This window comes from Streptomyces sp. 15-116A (assembly GCF_025290915.1).
Lineage (GTDB): Bacteria > Actinomycetota > Actinomycetes > Streptomycetales > Streptomycetaceae > Streptomyces.
The window spans coordinates 1-20416 of record NZ_JAOCQE010000021.1; the positions used below are offsets into that span (position 1 = coordinate 1).

At 69.5% G+C, this 20416-nt stretch carries 13 protein-coding genes; 7 read left to right on the top strand and 6 right to left on the bottom strand.

Annotated elements, in window-relative coordinates; translation table 11 throughout:
• The coding region (locus N4P33_RS06575; protein ID WP_399028805.1) for a DoxX family protein at positions 1-271 on the top strand (271 nt) is incomplete at its 5' end.
• Between the two features lie 60 nt (positions 272-331).
• On the top strand, positions 332-667 hold the full coding sequence (locus N4P33_RS06580; RefSeq protein WP_260825312.1) for a MazG-like family protein: 336 nt from the start codon (positions 332-334) through the stop codon (positions 665-667).
• Positions 668-1082: 415 nt separating this feature from the next.
• On the opposite strand, the gene N4P33_RS06585 is transcribed toward N4P33_RS06580, so the two are convergent.
• From N4P33_RS06585 to N4P33_RS06610, 6 genes are all read right to left on the bottom strand, one after another.
• A complete protein-coding gene (locus N4P33_RS06585; RefSeq protein WP_260825313.1) occupies positions 1083-1814 on the bottom strand; it encodes a hypothetical protein in 732 nt (243 codons plus the stop codon).
• A gap of 220 nt (positions 1815-2034) precedes the next feature.
• Positions 2035-2307: a hypothetical protein gene (locus tag N4P33_RS06590; RefSeq protein ID WP_260825314.1), complete on the bottom strand. Its 273-nt coding sequence runs from the start codon at positions 2305-2307 to the stop codon at positions 2035-2037.
• A 191-nt stretch (positions 2308-2498) separates the two neighbouring features.
• Positions 2499-5366: a pPIWI_RE module domain-containing protein gene (locus tag N4P33_RS06595; protein ID WP_260825315.1), complete on the bottom strand. Its 2868-nt coding sequence runs from the start codon at positions 5364-5366 to the stop codon at positions 2499-2501.
• A gap of 60 nt (positions 5367-5426) precedes the next feature.
• Positions 5427-8864 (bottom strand): signal recognition particle, encoded by a 3438-nt coding sequence (locus N4P33_RS06600; protein ID WP_260825316.1) that lies wholly within the window; start codon positions 8862-8864, stop codon positions 5427-5429.
• Entirely contained in the window at positions 8857-10035 is a 1179-nt protein-coding gene (locus N4P33_RS06605; RefSeq protein WP_260825317.1) for a hypothetical protein, read from the bottom strand. Before N4P33_RS06605 ends, N4P33_RS06600 begins: the two co-directional genes overlap by 8 nt.
• Positions 10032-11657 (bottom strand): PD-(D/E)XK nuclease family protein, encoded by a 1626-nt coding sequence (locus N4P33_RS06610; protein WP_260825318.1) that lies wholly within the window; start codon positions 11655-11657, stop codon positions 10032-10034. The genes N4P33_RS06605 and N4P33_RS06610 overlap by 4 nt, the downstream gene beginning before the upstream one ends.
• 147 nt (positions 11658-11804) lie before the next feature.
• Between N4P33_RS06610 and N4P33_RS06615 the strand changes: the two genes are divergently transcribed.
• From N4P33_RS06615 to N4P33_RS06635, 5 genes are all read left to right on the top strand, one after another.
• On the top strand, positions 11805-12680 hold the full coding sequence (locus tag N4P33_RS06615) for a hypothetical protein (RefSeq protein WP_260825319.1): 876 nt from the start codon (positions 11805-11807) through the stop codon (positions 12678-12680).
• Between the two features lie 82 nt (positions 12681-12762).
• Positions 12763-13881: a hypothetical protein gene (locus N4P33_RS06620; protein WP_260825321.1), complete on the top strand. Its 1119-nt coding sequence runs from the start codon at positions 12763-12765 to the stop codon at positions 13879-13881.
• The gene (locus N4P33_RS06625) at positions 13878-15389 is read left to right on the top strand and encodes a hypothetical protein (protein WP_260825322.1); all 1512 of its coding nucleotides are present in this window, start codon (positions 13878-13880) and stop codon (positions 15387-15389) included. Before N4P33_RS06620 ends, N4P33_RS06625 begins: the two co-directional genes overlap by 4 nt.
• On the top strand, positions 15386-16750 hold the full coding sequence (locus N4P33_RS06630) for an AAA family ATPase (RefSeq protein WP_260825324.1): 1365 nt from the start codon (positions 15386-15388) through the stop codon (positions 16748-16750). The genes N4P33_RS06625 and N4P33_RS06630 overlap by 4 nt, the downstream gene beginning before the upstream one ends.
• 190 nt (positions 16751-16940) lie before the next feature.
• Positions 16941-20411, top strand: a complete 3471-nt coding sequence (locus tag N4P33_RS06635; protein ID WP_260825325.1) for a helicase-related protein — start codon at positions 16941-16943, stop codon at positions 20409-20411.
• Positions 20412-20416 lie beyond the last annotated feature (5 nt).

A 20416-nucleotide genomic window follows, 5' to 3' on the forward strand; every position in this document is an offset into this window, starting at 1 on the left:
GGCGGCCGTGCACACACCGAACGGCTTCTTCGCCCAGGAGGGCGGCTACGAGTACGCCGCGACCCTGGGCCTGACCGCGGCGGGCCTGGCGATCACCGGCGCGGGCCGCCTCTCCCTGGACCACGCCCTCGGCCACGTCCTGGACCGCAGCTGGATGCTCCCGGCGGCGTTCGGAGTGACGGCGGCGGCCACGGCGCTGGTGGTGGGGGCGCGGAACAAGCGGCTGAGGAAGGCGAAGGAGGGCGAGCAGGAGGCGCTGTTCGAGGAGTAGGGGCGGGATCGGCGAGGACGCTGAGGGCATTGTCAGTGGCGTCTGCCACGCTTCCTTTCCATGACCGATCACACGCCCGGGCTCTGGGACTCCATCGACGATCTGCACGCCTGGCTGGACACGCATCGCCCGGCGGAGGGCCGGGAGGGCCTGCTGCTGCGCATCCTGAAACTGTCGGAGGAGGTCGGCGAGGTGGCCCAGGCGGTGGTCGGAGCGACCGGCCAGAACCCCCGCAAGGGCACGAGCCACACTTGGGACGACGTGCAGTCGGAGCTGTGCGATGTCGCCGTTACGGCGCTGGTCGCGCTGCGCACGCTGACGCCGGACGCCGGGGAGGTGTTCGCCCGGCATCTGGAAAAGGTGAAGGAGCGGTCGCTCGGACACAGCGTCGGCTGAGAGGGCGGGGACGTGGCGGAGCCCGGGAGTCGTATCCAGCTCCCGGGCCCCTGGGGATGCCACCCACTTGCGCACGCCGGCGGCGTTTAAGAGGACGGATCAGTCATGAGGCCGTCGTGTTCTTCCTTTGAACTACCGCACCGGGCAGAGGTGCAGGCGAGAGTCGAACTCGCATCCGGCGGCGTTCGTCCGTCCTCGGTCGGTCCGGCGATCGGCGGCGATGCTGAGACTGGAGCGAGAGTCTGAGATTGATCACGGCCCTTGTCGTGGCCGTGTCTTCAGGCTGAACTTCAGTGTCAGCTTGCGCTCCGCACGCGAACCGGTCCTCAATCCGGCCCGCGCTGGTCGCGCACCCCCGCGCTCGCACGCGGGGGCGATCATGGGGCCGCCCTCATCCAGGGGCGGCCGGGGTGCCTCAGCCGAACAGGTAACCGAACACCGCGTCTCCGACCCGCTGATCGGTGACCTCGGTGCCGTTGGCCTCCTCGCGGGCGAACTTCACGGCCTGCTGGAGCTTCTCCACCCGCTCCAGCAGCTCGTTCACACGCCGCGCCGGAAGGGCACCGGAGAACTTCACGGTCGTCCAGTATCCGATGGGCACGTCCTCGTAGTACACCTCAACCTGCGCCGGGTGCTTCTCGGTCGCCTCGGCCTTGACGTGGTTGCGCGGCACCTTCTTCGTGCGGATGGTGCGCACGGGGTCCGTCTTCCACCAGTCGGTGGAGGGGTCGAGGGACCAGGACTCGGCGGCGTCGAGGGTGGGGAGCTTCTTGACGAAGGCGTGCAGATCGGTGAGCTGCTTCTCCAGGAAGAGCAGGTAGCTGACGGGCACGTCGGCGAGGATCGTCCGCCCGTCGACGGTGACATCGGCGCGGGCGCTGCAGTTGGCCCAGTCCTTCGTCGCCGTCACGTCGAACAGCCGGGTCAGCGAGGCGGACATCTCCCGCAGCACGTCCTCCGCCTGCACCTGCACCCGCGTCGACTCGGGCGGCAGCTGCTCGCCCTCCTCGTCCTTCGGCTGGTACGTCCGCGAGATCCCGGCCAGCAGCGCGGGCTTCTGCACCTTGCCGTGCGCCGCGGTGATGTCCTGAAGCGCCTTGCTCTTGACGCCCTTCTCGACGGCGATGATCTGATTGAGTTTCGCCACGTGGGCCCCCCTTTTTTCGAACAGGGGGAACTTATCCGGGGGTTCGGCACCGGCGCACCTGCTTTTCATCGCGGGAGGTCACCGCGCGGAGGATCGACGGGACTGCAAGACTGGAACACATGAACGACGCCGCTGAGCCCGAAGTCCCCTCAGCACGTGCTCGGTTACCCCGTGCCACCCGCCTGTTCCTCATCGCGGCCCTGACACTCAGCGCGGCGGGCTACGCGGCGACGGAGTACCTCGACGGCACGGCACCGGAGGCCCACCCACCGAGCCCGTACGCCACGCAGCCCTCGTACGACACGCAGCCCCCGTCCGACTGCTCCAGCCCGAACCCAGACCCGGACCCGTTCTTCCACCCGCCCTCATCCCAGAACAGCCCGCAGCCGTACGGCGAGTACGTCGCCAGGGCATGCATCGTCGCGTCAGCGGTGCCTGTGCAGCCCCCGGGCTCCCCCGAGCCGGCACCGGTGCCGTCCTTGAGGCCCGACATCTGGTACGGGTACGGTGATGAATTCCCACGCTGAGGGAAGCCCACCTGTGCGGCAGCCTGTCCACGCCATTTCCCCATCCTCGCGGAGTCGGGGTGGCAGTGGGTGTGCCAGGTCCTCCGTTCATGTTCAAAGGCCGCAGGGAAGAGGACGACGAAAGTCCTGACATGTGGTCGGCGCAGAACCGTATGGGTCACTCGTCGTCTTCTGCATCGTCGAGGTCGAAATCGAAAGCCAGCTGTCCCGAGGGATCTTCGTCTGGGGAAGCTGCCGGCTGGGGCTGCGTCGGATCCACGGCGTCTTCGATCTCGTGCGGCAGGGCGTAGTCGTCCGCCAACCGGGCGAGGTGCAGAACGAGGGGCAAGCCCAGACCGTCACGTGCCTCTCGGAAGTCCTCACTGAAGCGCTGCTGGTGCACGAACGCGGCCCAGGCTTCGGCGTCGTCGCCTGGCTGGAGACACGCCACCGTGAATTCCAGGAGATCCGGGTTCCAGGCGTTCGCCGTCGGGCGGTGTGCACTGTTGCCCGACGGGTTGGTGTGCGGCGTCAGCTTGGCGTCGTCGTTGGTGAGCTTGCTCTGGGTACCGGACTTGCCAACGGTGCTGTAGAACACGCGGCCGGAATCACCCCGTACCGCGGACCTCCACAGCCCCATCGCGATGCCTCCTCGCTGCTGCCCCTCCAGCTCGGGGTTGAGTTCTTCGCGCTCCGCCCAGCACTGCGCCGTCTCGTCCCTGGTACCGTCGGCGACCCGGACGACCCGGAGCTGCTTGCCGTAGAGCCCGATCCGCTGTGCCGGGCCCCCGTCGAGGCCGAGCCTGTCCTGCTCCAATCCGTCGTTCTTCAGCCACGTCCACCGTTTCCGCACGTCCTGGGCGTGTGCCAGGACGAGTGTCGGGGTGCTGCGCAAGCTCGACAGCGTCTGCTTGATGAAGGCCGCCATGAGCGCCGCCTGGTCGGCGCTGGTCCGCTTCGCCTCGACGCGTCCGGTCAGCGCCTTGAGGAGTTCGGGGTAGGGAACCCATTCGTGCATGTCCGCGGACCTGCCGAGGACGCACTTCGCCCCAGGCCGGATGAGGATCGCAATGGGCGTGAACTGCTGCTTGCCCGTGGGCCCGTCGTGGCGGCGCTCCACGAGATGGAAGGCGACCTGGCTCAGGCCGGCGGGGATGAGGTCGCCGAGCGTGTGCTGCGGCAGCAGGCGCACGCCGGTCTGGCGCACGGCGTCCGACCAGGCCGAGGTGGCGCGCATCCGCGCGTCCTCCATGGCCTTCTCCGGCTTCTCGATGGTCGCATCCAGCGGACGGATGAACTGGGTCACCAGACCCGCGTCGGCGCAGCCCAGACGGATCGCGTACTTGGGGTCGCTGCGCCGCTTGCCCTGGCGGAAGGCCTCCTGGCCGTCGAGTTCCACGAGGGCCAGCCGGATGCCGGGGACAGCAGCACGCAGACCGGTCATGGCGTTCGCCACCTGAGTACGACGGTCCGCGATGGCCTCGTCGTGCTCCTTGCCCCTGCGAGGCACCCGATCACCGCCGAGCGGACCGCCCAGAGCGCCAAGACGCCGGGCATGGAGCCGAAGCGTCAGTTCCTCCGATTCCCAGATCCACGTGTCGGGCGCCTCCTCCCGTCGGAGCCCGGCAAGGCCCAGTTGGGCCTCTGCGGCGGCGATGATCCGATCGCGCATGATGTCCGACTGGTAGAGAACAAGCGCCGTCAGGTCCTCTCCCTCCAGCGCCTCTGCCAGGCGTTCGCGCAGCACCTGGGCGTTGTACGCCGAGTACCGGTCCCGCTTGTCATGGATCGCCGCGAGCTCCTCCGGCGTCTTCTCCTTCTTGGTGGGGATGGACGGCAGCTTCTTCAACTGCTTCCTGGGCGGTCGCGCGTACGAGCTACGCGTGAGTTTCGGGATGGGCGCGAATTCCGGGGCCAGCGCCTGTTCCGCCCATTCGATCAGCCGCCGTCGCTCGCTGGGCATCAGTCCCGTGCCGATGGTGTGCTTGCCCATGGCGGCGTGGTGCCCGACGGCGATCTGGATGCCGTCACGGCCGTGGATCCAGTGGTCGGCCTCCTTGACCAGCCGGTCCGGGGACGGCAGCGCGTCGAGGGCGGTGACCTGGGTGAGCATTCCCTCCGGCCCGCCCTGTCGCCAGTCGGTGGTGCCGTTCTTCCAGTCCAGCATGGCGACGGCGAAGCGCTGCGGGACCGGCCCGTCGTGCACGAGTGCGGCGTCCGGCAGCAGGTAGGCGGAGACACCTTTGCCGTACGGCATGAACACCTTGCCGCTCACGAACCGGCGGACACCGGCGCTCAGGTGTACCCGCGGAACGGGCGAGAACGGCACGGTGCGCACGGTGACCCGGAGGGTCGCGGCGTAGTACGCCGGTTTGCCCTCTCCCCCGCCACGGCGTGTGGGCACGTACTCGATGAGGTCGGACATCAGCTCGGCGCCTCCACTGCCCGCGCCGCGGGAGCCGCCGAGGCCCGCCACCTGGCGGAAGGCCAGCCGCTTCCCCTTGTGCTCGTACGGCGCCAGGCGCGTGATCCTGGCTGCGAGGACGTCGGGGAGAAGGCGGTAGACGTGCGGAGCCGGGACCGCGGTCTTTCGTGGCGTGTCCTGCAGTGCGAGGAGATCGACTGTGCCCGGCTGCCAGCTGAGGGCAGACGTGTCCAGATCCCGGAAGCAGTCCATCAGCAGGCCGACGGTTTCAGGGTCGTCCGGGTTCCGCTGGAGGCTCTTGAGCCAGGTGGCGACATAGAGGTTGGTCACCGGCATCGGATACGGGTCCGTGCAGTACAGCCAGGGGTTCGCCGTGCCGAATCGTGCCGTGGAGTCGACCGTGACGATGTCCGGGGCGGTGGCGCGCAGCAGTTGGTTGATGTGCTTCGTCGGGACGCGGTGACGCCGCTCGGCCTGCCGCTGGCTCAGCCCGTCGTGATACAGGCGCAGGACGGGTTCCTCCCAGTGGGCGGGGAGGGCGAGCGTGTACATCGGGACGGCGAACGGCCCCTGGGCCGGGGCGGGTACGTAGGCGGCGGCCCGGAGGTACTGGTATTCCACGGGCTGGTTCTCCTTTGGAGGTGAAGAGGGCGTGCGAACGTGAGATGTGCCGGCGTGCCGTCAGCCCATGTCCGCCAGAGCGCGGTAGAGCGGTTCGTACAGCTCGCGGACGAGCGACTTGTCGATGGGGGCAGGCTCCCGGCCGGGCGTGCCGTCGTCCTCGAAGTAGGGGGCGAGCACCTCGCGCATGCTCGCCAGGAGACTGGTGTCGGGTGTGTCCGCGGCCTGGAAGCCGGCTTCCCGGGGTGAGAAGGCCGCGTCGACGAAGACGACCCTGGCCGGCACACCGCCGCGCACGAGGCGGCCGATGACCTGCCACATGACGACGAGTTGGTCCCAGGTGAACGCCACCTTCTCGTCGTCGCGCAGGCTCGACCAGGCAAGCTTGCGGGTCAGGAAACGGTTCCACTGGCCGCGGGCGCGGCTGCGGAACGCCACAGCGGCCCGGTCGGGTGTGGCCGCCGCGAGTGCTCCCTGCGCGAACGAGCCGTCGGTGTCGCGGAGTTGGCGTACGGCCCAGTCGTTGATGGACTGGATGGCGAGCGAGATGTCGTCGGGCCGCGGGTGGGGACGGGCCAGGAAGTACACGGTGCCGATGGCGGCTTTCCCTCCGCGCAGCACGATGTTGTGCCCGCGCTCTACCGCGAGCAGCGGGGCGACGAGGAGGTCACCGCCGACGGAAGGGAACGTCTTTACATCCCCGCGGGGCAGGGTGCGTGCGGCGGTGTCCTCCGGCAGCCGGGTCCAGGCGGTGTCGGCGTCCGCGTCGTCGGACACGAGCTGGGTGACCCGCCCGTTCCACTCGGGGATCTGGTTGAGGTACTCGGCGGCCCTGCGTGCCTCGTCGTAGCTGCCGACGAGGAGCAGGATGCGGCGTCGCTCCGGGTCGTCGATCTCGTCCAGCTCGGCGTCCAGCATGCTCATCGAGCCGGGCAGGCTGCGGTCGGGCACAGCGAGCTGGTGCAGCATGTGCAGCAGGGCCTGCGGCCGCTCCTCGGGGTCGCAGCCCGACAGACGCAGGGGTTTGGGCTGGTCGCCCCCAGGCCAGTACAGGAACTCCTTGCGGAACTCCGTGCCGAGTACGGCCTCGACCTCCTCGTCGCGGGGCCGCAGTACGGCGCCCACCTCGGCGTGCACGTGATACCTGCTGGACGTGCCCGCCCAGCTCGTGGCGGACATCAGCAGGACGTGGGGGCCGGGGCGGCCGTCCACGGCACACAGGTCGCCTAGGCGCATGAGCAGTTCGCGGCCGACACCGTTGCAGTGGAAGAAGCGGAGCTCACCGCTGCGGTCGCCGTCGCGCTCCTGGTCGTCGTGGCGGAACTGGAAGCCCAGGACATTGCCCATGGGCGACTCGGGGATGACCGCCTCGTAGTCCTTCGGGGGCCTGCGGGAGAGCACATTGGAGGCGCTCTCCAGGTTGAGGGCGGCCTCGACGCGCGGCCACAGCGTGGTCATGAAGTCGAGGCGGCTGTGCAGGGCGGACAGGATGAGGGTGAACTCGAAGCGCCTGGCCTGTAGTTCCATGTCGGCGAGTACGCCGGTGTCGCCCGAGACGATGGTGGTGAGGGTCTCGCGCAGCCGTCCGCGGGTCCGGGCGCCCTGGGGCGCATGCAGAAGCTCCAGTGTGAGGTGGACGAAGGTGTTCACCAGGCGTGTCACCTCGTCGTCATCCGCGTCGCTGTGCTGCTCGTGCAGGGGATCGTCCCTGAACCGTCCGAGCGCGGCGTCCAGGGTCCCGGCCGCCGCGGGCGGACGCTCGCCTTCCTTGCGCCCGGGGAACCAGCTGTCGAGCAGCAGGTTGTGGAGGGTGAAGGCGCTGAAGTAGTCCACGCTGATCCACCGCCTGAGCCCGTCGTCCTTGACAAGGAGCGCGTAGAGGCGGTCGGTGGCGGCGCTGACCGTGTTGACGGCGTTGGTCCAGTCGTCGACGTCACGGGCGGACAGCTGGAGCCGTCCGTCGCGGGCCATCTGCTGGAACTTGTGCACGGCGACCTCGTCGAACCATGAGTTCGGGGCCTTGCCCACGAGGGTGCTGGCGGGCGCGAAGGCCGTGTCGAGCTGCATCTGCACCCGGTCCGCCTCGTCCACGATGATCAGATCGCTTACCCGGCACGCGAGTTCGAGGTACCGCAGCTGTTCGTCGTGCTGGTGCTGCGGCACGGAGCTGTGCACCAGGCCGGCCGGGGTGGCGACCCACACCTGGGCATCGACCAGGTCGCGGGCCCCGCGGTGCCGGGGACAGCGGTTCCACAGCGGACACAGCCGTCGCTGTGGCTTCGGCCGCCGGGAGTCGCGCACCGCCGGGCTCTCGTCATCGAGCAGCGGATCACCCTCGGCCGCCTCGGCCTCGGGGACGGTGAAGAGAGTCAGGCACGGGGCCTCACGGATGCCGAGCGGGCGCCGGGCCTCCAGGCCGCGCAGGACGTCGACCGGGCAGGCGCTGCTCAGGTAGGCGAAGCCCGCGTGATCGTGCCCCAGCATGGTGACGGTACCGGCCGTGGCGGTGCGGCGGTGCAGCCGGTTGATGTTGCGTTCGCGTGTGGAGTGCCCGAGGATCGGCGCGGCCCGCACGCCCAGCCGGCCGAACTGCTCCACGACGGCGAGCGTTTCCGCCACATCCCCGACGACGATGGTCACCCGACGGGACGTCTGCGTCACGGCGTGGTACGTCAGGATGTCGCGGATCGTGGACTTGCCGGCGCCGACCATGCCGACCAGGTGCAGCAGCCGGTCGACCGTCAGCCGCCCCTTCTGCGCGAACCTTGCGGACGACTCGTCGCGCACGAGCAGTTTGACGCGCTGAAGACGCCCGGCCCAGGCGTTGCGGGGACCATCCGGTGCCGCCGCTTCCACGGCGTCCATGGCGTCGGCGGCCTTTTCGAGTTCCTCCCAGGTGACGTCGACAGGCTCCCCACGTCCTGCTGGCGGCGCGTCGAGCGCGTGAGCGCGGGGCAGGAGGTCCGAGAGCAGTTCCTCCTCGAAGACAACAGAGTGGGTGCGGTCCTGCACACGGAAGGTGTGCTCTCCTGCCTCGGCGAGCGGAATGGAGCGTGTCGAGAATGCGGGCGCGGTGCTGAGCAGATCCTCGAACACCTTGAAGCGCTGCGCGGCTCGCGAGGGCTCGCGGCGGCGCGGCACGTCGTCGGGTCCGTCCAGGTCGTAGCCCCGTAGCTGCTGGGGGACTGCCAGATAGTCGGACAGTGCCTCACGCCACGCGTGGCGCCGGCGCAGGTCCCACAGATAGTGGCGGGCCCGTAGGACGCGCAGTCGCTGTTCGTCCGTACGGACGTCCCCGAAGGCTTCGCTGTACGGGTAGCCACCCAGCAGCGGCCAGACGTCGGCGGCGGTGCGGGTCGGCGTGACGTCCTGAAGCAGATACAAGCCCAGTTCGACGTCGAGAAGGTCGCCGGAACGGAAGCTGCCGAGGTTCGTCGGCCACACTTCGGTGAGCTGCTGGGGCGAGCAGCGCCGGTGCCAGCCGCTGCGGTCACGCATGGCGGTCTCCTTCCGTGTGCGGCGGTTCTGTGTCCTGCTCGGCCCGGGCGGGGAGTTCATGGCCCACGAGCCGTAGAAAGGCCTGGTCGTCCAGGAGGGTGACCCGCCCGGCCATGTCGTCGGGCAGGTTGCGGCGGAACTGCCGCCCGTACGCCTCGTTCTCGCGGAAGCGGTAGCGGGGTACGACGAGGAAGGCCCGGTCGTACGGCGGGTCACCCCGGAAGGGGGTGACCGTGCGGGCCAGGAGGGCGGGGTTCACGCGGTCCTTGACGTCCACGGCCCAGTACTTCCGTCCGGGCAGAGGGACTCGGAGGTCATACGCGTCGTAGTTCGGCCACATCTCGGCCGTGATGCCGAACTTCTTCTTCAGGGCGGCTTGCAGATCCGTCTCGGCGAGTCCGGGGCTGGTCACGAACATCCGCAAGGGGCGGCCGAGTTGGAAGACGCCACCCTTGTCGGGGCGCAGCGCGGTGCCTGCGTCCTGCGTCCCGTCACGACGGCACCGGTCAAGTTCGCAGCGGTGACCGCCGCCGAGCAGCGGCACCATGAGGCAGCGGCACCGCCCGCACTGACGATAGGCACCCTCACGCAGGTAGGACGCGGGAACGGGCTCGTAGCACCGCTTGATGACGCTGTGCAGCAGCATCCCGCACTCCGGATCGCCGCCGAGCAGCGCCAGTTCGGCACCCGTGAGCACGGGCCGGGAGGTGAGAAGGGCGCGGAACGCGGTGTAGGCCCTGGGCGACTTGGCCGCGCGGCAGACTGCGAGAGCTTCCAGAATGCGGTCGTTCTCGAACAGTTCGGCGGCGGGGTCAGCCGCGCTCACCTCCCACTCCAGGCACAGCTGGTGCGGCAGCCTGGTCTCGGGGTCGACGAGCAGGGCCGCACCCGAACGGGCCTCGTCGGGCAGCGACAACGGCCACTCCCCCAGCGGTCGTTCGCATGCCCAGCGCACCATCTCCGGCACGCTGCCCGGCGGTTCCTCACCGCGCCGCAGGCAGTGCAGCACGAGGCAGTTGTAGGCGTTCTGCACCTTGGCCGGGTAGACCGGGTTGGGAACGGTCCGTTGCCGGGACAGGCAGGCGAGGGCGCTGGCGATCAGGCGCAGCAGCGTCTCGTCCGCGGCCCCGGCACCTTCGGGAACCGCGAGCAGCTGGTCCGTGGTCGTCATACCTCTCCCTCCCCCGCCACGGCCAAGCCGGGCGCGGCACTCGGACACCACTGGGATACCGGACAGGACTGACAATGCGGTCCGGGCCGGGCTTCCCAGACCTCGTCCTCCCGCCAGGGACCGGCGTACCGCTGGAGCACGGATCGCGCCCTGGCCTGCTGTCCGGGATCCGTCGGATCGATCACATGCGGATCGGAGCCGTCGGGCCGGAGGATTTCCACCTCGACGCGCGATCCGGTCGGGTCGCCGCCCAGCGCTCCCTGGGCCAGCAGCGTGACGGCCAGCGCGAGTTGGGGATAAGTCTGAAAGAGATCCTCCTGATTCCGGCGCCGTTTCCTCGTCGTCTTGAGCTCTCGCCACACCCAGGAGCCGTCCTCCTGGTAGAGCAGGTCGGGCTTGGCGATGACCACGGCCTGCGCGGCGGTGTCGTGGACGACTCGGAGCGCTTCGGGCTCGACCCGCTGGATGAGTCCCGAGTCTTGGAAGGGGCAGGCCTCGACATGGTGCAGCAGCATGTCCCGGCCGGTCGCGGCGTCCTCGTCCGAGACTCGCCACCGGCCTTCCGTCCAGTTCTCACCCTCTGCGGGCATGTCCGCGACCGTGCAGGGCGGCCACCCGTCGCGCCGGTGCAGGGTCTCGATCCAGCCGTGCACCGCCTGGCCGAGCTTCGCGGCGCTGCCGTACTCGTCGGACTTGGGCAGGTGTAGCGCGCGCAGGAAACCCTGCGCGGGGCAGGCCGCGTGGTAGCGGAGATCACTGACGGACACCTTCCGCAGCGGTGCGACGCGCGAGGAAATCCCGAGGACGCCGGGCCTGCGCGACACGGCCTCGCACCCCGTGAACTGCTTGCAGTCGATGCAGGAGGAGCCGGGCGTCGGCGCCCCGCCCGCCACGACCCGGGCGACGTGCGCGTGCCCGTGTTCGGCGTAGTACGCCTCGGCGTCCTCGGCCGTGCCGTCGAACTGCACGCGCGGCCGGCCGTCGGCCAGTCCCACCTCGACGACGCGCACGCGCTCGGGCCGGACGGCGGGCCCGTGCGGCTGGAAGGCCCGAGACCACTTGCGGGGCCAGGCCGCCGGCCGCCCGTGGACCGCCACGTACACGGCGATCGCGATCTCGCCGGGCTCGGAACCCTTGGCCTGGCCGTGCCGCAGCCTCCGGTACTCGCGCAGCCGTCCGTCGGCGGACTCGTACCTGCGCCACCAGGCGTACATCTCCCAGAACTTGCCGTTCTCCCGCTGCACCACCCAGTAGGGACGGACGGGACGCAGTTCTTTGTCTCCGCCCCCGGCGAACGCCTGGCTGTACGACCGCAGGGCGTGCTCGGCGTAGGTGAGATGGCCGGGGTGCAGGGCAGGTGTCCTGGAGCGCAGCGTCTCCAGGGCCTGGTCGGGCGTCTCCTCGTGGAACTCGACCCGGTCGATGGCGTCCATGACCGGCCCGAGAGTGAAGGTTTCGATCTCCGGCTTCGGCAGCCGTAAGCGCTGGGCGGGCGACAGCGCGGGCCGGGCCTTGGCGGCAGCGTGCGAGGGACAGGTGTGCTCCTCGTCACCGCCCGTACCGGGACCGACGCGAATGAGGCCGTCGTCTCCGGTCAGCCAGTGCGGCCTGCGCCATGCCATGTCGTGACTCAATTCCCTCCCCCTACTCGTGGCAGACGGCACCCCTGAGGCGAGCCGGGTGTGCCGCCGCATTCGACCGTAGCACACAATCTTGGAACTCTTTGGAAGTTCTTGGCATAGGTTGGTTGCTGCGCTAAGCTGCCCCGCATGGCGGCAACACTGGAGGAGCTGGAGCAGCGCCTGTCCCACCTGCGCACCGAGCTGCGCGGCGCGGTACGCGCCCGGGACAAGGCCGAGACCACGCGCATCCGTCGCGCCCTGCGCGAGGCGGAGGCGGCGTGGGAGCACGCCCTTGAGTCCGAGGCGGGGCCGGACGGCGAGGAACTCCTGGCCGGATCCCTGACCCCGCCGCCGTCGACGAACAAGAGCGAGCCACGCCGCAAGGAGCGGCCGGCGCACGGCTCCATCCCGATCCGCGAACAGGTCCACCAGGCGCTCACGCTGCTCGGTGCCCCCGCCTCCCCGAAACTCATCTCGTCCACCTACGAGGCGTTCTTCACCGAGCCGCTGGTCGCCACCAAGCTCGCGTCACTCCGCCGGGACGAGGAGCGCTCCTTCACGGCGCAGGGGTACGCACGCCCGTACTACATCTGCGCGGCGCTCACCCACGACCGTTTGGTGCCGGCACGTGGGCTCCTGGCCCTTTCCACGTGGCCCGTAGAACGACGGATCATCGGCCCGCTCAGCCCCCGCGCCGACTTCCTCAACCACGCCGTCGGAACCGCCCAGCAGATCCAACGACTCACCACCGCGGGACATCCAGCACCGGACGCGGCCTGGCGCCTGCTGCGCCGCTTCGCCCTCACGATCCCGGGCGCCTACGACGACTCGACCTCGGAACCCGACCCCGCCCGCGTGATCGCCGCCGCTCACGCCGAAGCGGCCGTCCACCAGCAGGAGGACGACCAGCAGCGGCGAGCCGCCGCGCAGCGTGCCCGTTCCCAACTCACCGACCTCCAGCAACTGTTCGGTGCCCCTCCGCTGCGCGATGCCCTGCGCGACGCGGGCGGAGCTATGCCCTGACCTTTCCCGGCGCAATGGCGGCGGCCGCCCGGAGCGCCGCCACCTACCCCAAGACGCACCAGACGTACCTGAAGCAGAGACGATGCCCTCGCAGCAGTCCGACCCTCCCGACGACCGCCTCGCGCGGCTGCGCGGACCGCGGCCCCCTCAGCCGTACACCGCCCGCAAGATCACTGCCCTGACCGCCAACCCCGCCTGCTCCCGCCGCGCCGTCCTCGACGCGGCCGGGGTGGACAAGGCGCTGCTCGCGCAGCGAGTCGGGTACGAGCCGCGGTTCGGTCAGTCCCCCTTCGCCCTCGCGCGCGAGCAGGCGTTCCACAGCCTCGTGAAGTGGGGCGGGTACGCCGAGCTCATCCGGCTGCTGCGCGAACAGCTGTCCGTCCCCGTGGCGGAGGCCCATGTAGCCGATCTCAACGAGGTAGGGGGCAACACCTCCCTGCAGGTACGAGAGCGGGAGACCCGAGGCCTGATCGCACACGTGGCCTCCGGCAAGGACGTACGGCTGATCCTCGACCGCCCCGTGCTCACCCTCGAAGTCGCGGGCCGGACAGCGTATTTGGAGCCGGACGCACTCACCCATCGCATCGGCGGAAAGTTCTACGTCGTCGTGATCCGCTCGTTCGCCGCCATCGACGGCCAGGCCAACCCGACGGCCGTCGCCGAGGCGGCCAAGCAGGCCGCCGTGTACGTCCTCGCGCTGCGCCGCGCTTTCGAAAGCGCCGGCCTGCCCACCGAGCAGATCGCCCACGAGTTCCTGCTTGTCTGCCCCAAGGACTTCTCCAACCGGCCCTACGGCCGCCTGATCGACCTCCGTCAGGAACTCGACGCCCTCCAGTTCCAGTTGTCCCGGCTGCGCCGCGCCGAGGACCTCGCGGCGCAGCTCCCGGCCACGGCCACCCTTGACACCGATCGGGATGGAGACGAACTCTCCTCGTCCATAGAGGCGTTGGACGCCTCGTACACGCCCGCCTGCCTCTCCTTCTGCGAGATGGCACGCTACTGCCGCGACGAAGCCGACGAGTGTGCCGCACCGGCACGGCTGGGCAGCGGTGTGCGCAACGACCTGCCCGGCATCGACTCCACCCGCACCGCGCTCGACTACCTGGACGGCATCGCCGCCCCGGGAGAGGCCGAGGCGGAAGCCGCCGACCTGCTGCGCGCCGCCGCCCGGCTGCGCCGACTCCGCCGGGGGGTCGCATGAGCGTCCTGTCCACCGTCGCCGCGCTCACGGCGTCCCGGACCGGGCGCGCCGAGCCGCTGACGACCGTCCGCCACCAGCACGTGGACGAGAAGCCGTTCGTCCTGGTGCCGCTCACGCTCGCCGGGGAGGCGTGTGCGCCCCTGGCCGCGCTCGCGGGTACAGACCCGGGCCGACCAACGCTGCTGACGGTCCGTCAGCCCAGGAATCGCGCCGAGCGCTTCAGGTTCGCCGAGCGCCTCGCCGCCCTCCTGCTCGAATACATCGACGGGTGCCGGACGGAGACGGAGCCGTACACCGTCGGCCGCGGCAGGGAGAAGGAGGAACGCAGCCGCTTCCTGCGCGCCCCACAGCTCCTCGTGCCGAACGGCGAAGGCATCGCGTACGTCCGTCTGCTCGGCCGCCTGACCAGACTCCGCGCCACCGAGGGGCCGTACGCGGTCGACCCGTCCGTGCCGGCCCTCGGCAAATGGCTGACCTGGTTCGCGGACCTGGCCGAGTTCCCCGGCTCCAGCGTGCTCCTCGCGATGACCCGGCAGCTCGCCGCGCACTGGGCCACGGGCCAGAGCCCTTCCGAGGACTCCCACCTCGCGTCCCTGCTCGCCTGGATCGATCCGCCGGAGGGCAGCGACGGCGCGCGGGCGGCGCGTGAGGCGGAGGACCCCGCCGTGTGGCCGCCGGCCGGTCCGTCCACGGACCCGGTCTTCGACCGGACGCTCCACGAGCTGATGACGCGCTACGACGAGGCCTCCGACGACCGTGGACGCGAGGCGATCGGACGCCAGATCGACCATGAGCTGAGCGGCCAGATGCTGCCGACGTGGCGCCTGATGTGGCGGGGCGTGGAGCTGCTCCGCGAGCTGCCGGAGGGCGCCCACGTCCCCGGCCGCTGGGCCCTCGACCGGCGTTGGTTCTCCGAGTACGCCGAGTACCTGGACGCCGACGGCCGCCCGCAGGCCCGCCGTGATCAGGCCGTCAGAGCCGCCCGCCGTCTGGCGCGGCTGGAGGACGCGGTCGCCCGCTACGAGGCGGAGCGCGCGTACGACGATCCGCTGGTGATGGCGGAGTACGAGCTGACCGGCGAGGCGTTCACGGGAACGGTGACGGCCAGGGACGAGGACCGCTTCGTCCCCGGCGACCGCCCCGGTTCCCAGGTGTGGCGCCCGACGATCACGCTCCGCACCGACACCCGCGTCAGCCTCGCGGTCGGCACGGAGGTGAAGTCCCCCGCCCGGCCCGGCCAAGGAGCCCGGATCCTCGATGTCCGGCAGGAGGACGACGGCGGCCACACCGTGATGCTCCAGCTCAAGGGCGGCTTCGCGAACAAGCGCAAGCCCCCGGCACCGGCCGGCACCCTCGCGGAGACCGGCGAGGAGCTGACGTACACCACGCTCAACCCCACCGCCATGCCGTCCGCCCTGCCAGACGAGGAGAACACCCCCTGGACCCACGGCGGTCCGCCGCAGCCGTACGAGCCCACCGACGAGGACGCAGAGGAGACCTGGGAGTGACCGCCCTCCTTCCCGACACCGGGGAGCCCGAAGCCCTCACCCCCGGCGAACGTGCGGACCGGGCGGTCGCGGGGATCCTGACCAGCCTCGACACCGCGTCCGGCCGGGGCGTCGTCGTCGACTCACCTCCCGGGGCTGGAAAGTCCACGCTGGTGGTGCGGGCCACCGGACACCTGACGTCCGCGGGCCACCAGCTCATGATCGTCGCGCAGACCAACGAGCAGGTCGACGACCTGGTGGACCGCATCGCCCGAGAACACCCCGGCCTGGCGCTCGGCCGCCTCCACGCCCGTGGCCACACCCTCCCGCCCCGCGTCACCCGGCACCCCAGTGTCACCGGGAGCAGCGAGGTGACGGACCTGCGCGACCTGCCGGTCGTGGTGTCCACCGCGAAGAAGTGGTCGTTCGTCACCCCGGACAAGTGCGCGCCGTGGCGGTGGGCCATCGTCGACGAGGCGTACCAGATGCGCTCGGACGGGCTTCTGGCGACTGCCCCGCTGTTCGCCCGGGACGACTCACAGGTCCTCTTCGTCGGCGACCCCGGCCAGCTCGACCCCTTCGCCACCGTGGAGACCGACCGCTGGCACGGTCTGACGTGGGACCCGCTGCGCAACGCGGTCGACGTCACGCTCGCCCACAACCCGGACCTCGTCCGCCACCAGCTCCCCGTCTCCTGGCGACTCCCGGAGACGGCAGCGCCCCTGGTCGAGGAGGCCTTCTACCCCTTCTACCGGTTCGTCCCCGGTACGACTGCACCGGAGCGCGTCCTCTCGTACGCCAGCCTGCCGCACGGCCCCGGCCCGCTGGACGACGTCCTCACCCGGGCCGCCGACACGGGCTGGGGCTACCTGGAACTCCCCGCCCGCCACACCCTCGACCAGGACCCGGAGGTGGCGGACGCCCTCGCGGCGACGGCGGCCCGGCTGCTGGAGCGTGGCGCGTTGGTCAACGGGGAGCCACTGACCGAGGCGCGCATCGCCATCGGCGCGGCACGCACCGTACAGGCGGACGCGGTCCGCTCCCGCCTCGCCGACCGCGGCCTGACCGACATCACCGTGGACACCGCCAACCGCCTCCAGGGCCGGGAGTTCGACGTCACCCTGGTCTGGCACCCGCTCTCCGGCCGCCACGACGCCTCCGCCTTCCACCTGGAGACGGGCCGCCTGTGCGTCCTGCTCTCCCGGCACCGCTTCGCGTGCATCGTGGTGGCTCGGGCCGGCATCCGGGATCTGCTGGACCGGCATCCGCGGAGCAGTCCGGTGTATCTGGATGTGCCGCCCAAGTTTCCTGATGGGTGGCGGGCGCATCAGGTGGTTATGGGGCATCTGGAGCGGGGGGAGTATCGGGTGCGGGCGGCTTGAGAACCCCTGAAATCCAATCATCACCAAGATGTGAAACATTCGTGGAGAAAGTGGTTGAATGCTACATGTGCTGCGCCTTGGCATCGTCAGCGACGTCGGGTACGCGTAACTACGCTCGATGAAGCAGTGACGTCCAAGGCGGTCGGCGCCCAGTTTCTCGGCGCCTGGTTGTGGGGGGGGGAAGGGTCTTATGCACGCCAATGATGTCGAGCCTGGGGTTCGCCTCACCGGATTGGCCTCGGGGGCAGTCACCGTCGTGGCCGCCACTCCGGTTGGTGACGCACTTCAGATTACGGTCCGCGACGATTCCGGTCACTTGTTCGACCAGGTGCTCTTCCCGGAAGACCTCCCTGGACTGCGGCGTGAAGCACCAAGGTCACGGTGGTCGTTCGACGCTGCCCCTGAACAGTTCCGTCTTGCGGCTGAGGCGCTGCGCATGCGGCACGCGGGTCTGTCGGATCCGATGCTGGCAGTGGAGACCAGCGACATCGACCCGCTGCCCCACCAGATCCGCGCCGTCTACGGCACCTTGCTGGCTCAGGCCGGCTCCCTGCGCTTCCTGCTGGCAGATGATCCTGGCGCAGGAAAGACGATCATGGCGGGTCTTTATCTCAAAGAGTTGCTGCTGCGCGGAGACGTGCAGCGTTGCCTGATCGTCGCACCCGGTGGGCTGGTCGAGCAGTGGCAGACCGAACTCGCGGAAAAGTTCGGGATCGAGATGGCGATCTTGACACGCGACCTGGCGGAGGCCGACCGCGACGGCGACCCGTTCCGACGGAACCCGATGCTGATCGCACGCATGGACCAGCTGGCCCGCAACGAAGAGTGGCAGACCATCCTCGCGGAGTCGGAATGGGACCTCATCGTCGTGGACGAGGCCCACCGCATGAGCGCCTCCTGGTTCGGCAACGAACTCAAGCGGACTCGCCGCTACGAGCTCGGCCAGCTGCTCGGCAGGATCACCCGGCACTTCCTGCTGATGACCGCGACTCCACACTCGGGGTCGGAAGCCAACTTCCAGACGTTCCTCGCGCTACTGGACCCTGACAGGTTCGCCGGGCAGTACCGCCAGGGCGTGCACTCCACCGACACCACCGGGCTGATGCGCCGGATGATCAAGGAGGACCTGCTTACCTTCGACGGCAAGCCGCTATTCCCCGAGCGGGTAGCCGAGACCGTCGAGTACCGGCTCTCCCCACTGGAGATGCACCTGTACGAAGAGGTGACCGAGTACGTACGTACGGAGATGAACCGGGCCGAGCAAGCCGACGGCAAGCGGCGTACCGTCGGTTTCGCGCTCACGGTCTTGCAACGGCGCCTTGCGTCGAGTCCCGAGGCGATCTACCAGTCGATCCGCCGCCGTGCCGCCCGCCTGCGCACCCACCGTGAGCAGATCCTGGCTGGCCCGTCCGTTCCCCCACCAGAGGCGCTGTCGTTCGACCCGGACGACTTCGACTCCGACGAGCTGGGTGCTGACGAGCTGGAGCAGCTGGAGAGCGAAATCCTGGACGCCGCCACCGCCGCGCGCACGGCAGCCGAGCTGGACGCCGAGCTCGCGGTCCTTGCACGTCTTGAAGAGATCGCCCAGCAGGTCCGTACCTCGGGTGAGGATCGCAAGTGGCAGGAGTTGCGTTCCCTTGTCCTCAAGGCTCGCGAAGAGGGTCTGAGCAGTGATCGCCAAGCCCCGCACAAGATCATCATCTTCACCGAGCACCGCGACACCCTCGACTACCTCGCAGGCCGGATCACCACCCTGCTGGGCGGCGATGAGGATGCCGTGTGCACCATTCACGGTGGCACAGCGCGACAGGCTCGTCGGGAGATCCGCACCAAGTTCACCAACGACCCTCGCTGCCACGTACTGATCGCCACCGACGCCGCTGGCGAAGGACTGAACCTTCAGGCCGCGCACCTGATGGTCAACTATGACCTCCCCTGGAACCCCAACCGAATCGAGCAGCGCTTCGGACGCATCCACCGCATCGGCCAGCGCGAGGTCTGCCGCCTGTGGAACCTCGTGGCCTCCGAGACCAGGGAGGGCCAGGTCTTTCAGCGACTGCTGACCAAGATCGAGCAGCAGCGCCGCGCCTACGGCGGCAAGGTTTTTGACGTCCTGGGCGAGAACGCCTTCGCAGACGAGCCGCTCCGTGACCTGCTCGTGCGAGCCATCCGCTACGGCGAACAGCCGGAGGTCCGCGCTTACCTGGATCAGGTCATCGACAAGTCCGTATCCGACGGCCTCCAAGAGCTGATCAAGGAACGCGCCCTGGCTACCCCGGAGATCGGGCTGCAGGAGCTGGCCGAGCTGCGTCGGCAGATGGACGAGGCCCGCGCCCGGCGCATGCAGCCCCATTTCGTGCAGGCCTTCGTCATGGAGTCCCTGCGTGCCTTGGGTGGCCGGGCCTCCAAGCGGGAGAAAGACCGGTTCGAGCTGAACCAGGTCCCGGCCGTCCTGCGCGAAGGTCGGCGTACCATCAGCCCGCGCTATGGGCGCATCACCTTCGAGCCCTCAGCCGTGGTGATCCCCGGACGCCCGGATGCCGAGCTCATAGCACCCGGTCATCCGCTGATGGACGCGATCATCACCGAGATCCTGAACAGGTACGGTGACACCCTTACCCGGGGATCAACGTTCCTGGACCAAAACGCCACCACTCCCCGTCTTGTGTTCGCCCTGCTGGAAGAGCTCTCGGACGGGCGCGGCACCGCAATCAGCAAGAGGTTCGAGTACGTCTCCGTGCTGCCGGACGGAACCGCACAGCCTGCAGGCGCCGCCCCGTACCTCGACCTGTCCCTGCCCGCAGACCTGAACCTGGAACAGCACACCGCACTGACCCTTGCCGTCAACTCCGAGCTGTCCTCACCCTGGCTTGCCGACGGGGTTGAAAAGATTGCTCAGAATTGGGCAATCCAGCATGGTCTGCCCGAGCTCCGGGCCGACGTCGTCGCTCGCGTCGTCCCTGCTGTCGAGCGGACGCGCAGGCTGGTACGTCAGCGGCTGCTGGCTCAGATGAACTACTGGGACGGTGAGTCGATCAAGCTGGCCGAAGCACAGGCAGCAGGCAAGAAGATCCGTCTCTCACCGGCCACCGCACGTGATCGCGCCCGTTCCTTGGAGGCCCGACTCGCGCGCCGCCAAAGCGAGCTCGACCTCGAGACCCAAATCACCGTACGCCCGCCGAAGGTCATCAGTGCTGCGCTCGTCTTGCCCGCCGCGGTGGTCCCCGGCGTCGCCGGCGAACAGCCGACGCGTGGCAGCTTCGCCCTGGACACCACCGTCACCGAACGTCGTGCCGTAGATGCCGTACTGGCCGCCGAGCGTCGGCTCGGCAGGGTGCCTGAGGAGATGGCTCACTCCAACAAGGGTTTCGACATTCGTTCCCACAAGCCCGACGGTCACCTGATCTTCATCGAGGTCAAGGGGCGCGTGTTGGGCGCTGACAACTTCACCGTCACCACCAGCGAGGTCGGCTACGCCAAGAACGCCGAGCCCGACTATCGGCTCGCCCTCGTCGCGGTCGACCCCGACACCCCCGACGGGTCGAACGACCAGGTCCGCTATGTGCTCAATCCCTTCGCCGACTTAGTCCTGGACAAATACGTCGACGACCTTCGCCGCAAGTGGAAGGCCGAGTGGGGCCGCGGTGTAGAGCCACTCTGACGCAC

Excerpts from the sequence above, each read along its gene's own strand:
- N4P33_RS06600 (WP_260825316.1), bottom strand. The coding sequence starts at position 8,864 with ATGCGTGACCGCAGCGGCTGGCACCGGCGCTGCTCGCCCCAGCAGCTC.
- N4P33_RS06625 (WP_260825322.1), top strand. The coding sequence starts at position 13,878 with ATGAGCGTCCTGTCCACCGTCGCCGCGCTCACGGCGTCCCGGACCGGG.
- N4P33_RS06635 (WP_260825325.1), top strand. The coding sequence starts at position 16,941 with ATGCACGCCAATGATGTCGAGCCTGGGGTTCGCCTCACCGGATTGGCC.
- N4P33_RS06605 (WP_260825317.1), bottom strand. The coding sequence starts at position 10,035 with ATGACGACCACGGACCAGCTGCTCGCGGTTCCCGAAGGTGCCGGGGCC.
- N4P33_RS06610 (WP_260825318.1), bottom strand. The coding sequence starts at position 11,657 with ATGGCATGGCGCAGGCCGCACTGGCTGACCGGAGACGACGGCCTCATT.
- N4P33_RS06620 (WP_260825321.1), top strand. The coding sequence starts at position 12,763 with ATGCCCTCGCAGCAGTCCGACCCTCCCGACGACCGCCTCGCGCGGCTG.
- N4P33_RS06590 (WP_260825314.1), bottom strand. The coding sequence starts at position 2,307 with ATGTCGGGCCTCAAGGACGGCACCGGTGCCGGCTCGGGGGAGCCCGGG.
- N4P33_RS06580 (WP_260825312.1), top strand. The coding sequence starts at position 332 with ATGACCGATCACACGCCCGGGCTCTGGGACTCCATCGACGATCTGCAC.
- N4P33_RS06615 (WP_260825319.1), top strand. The coding sequence starts at position 11,805 with ATGGCGGCAACACTGGAGGAGCTGGAGCAGCGCCTGTCCCACCTGCGC.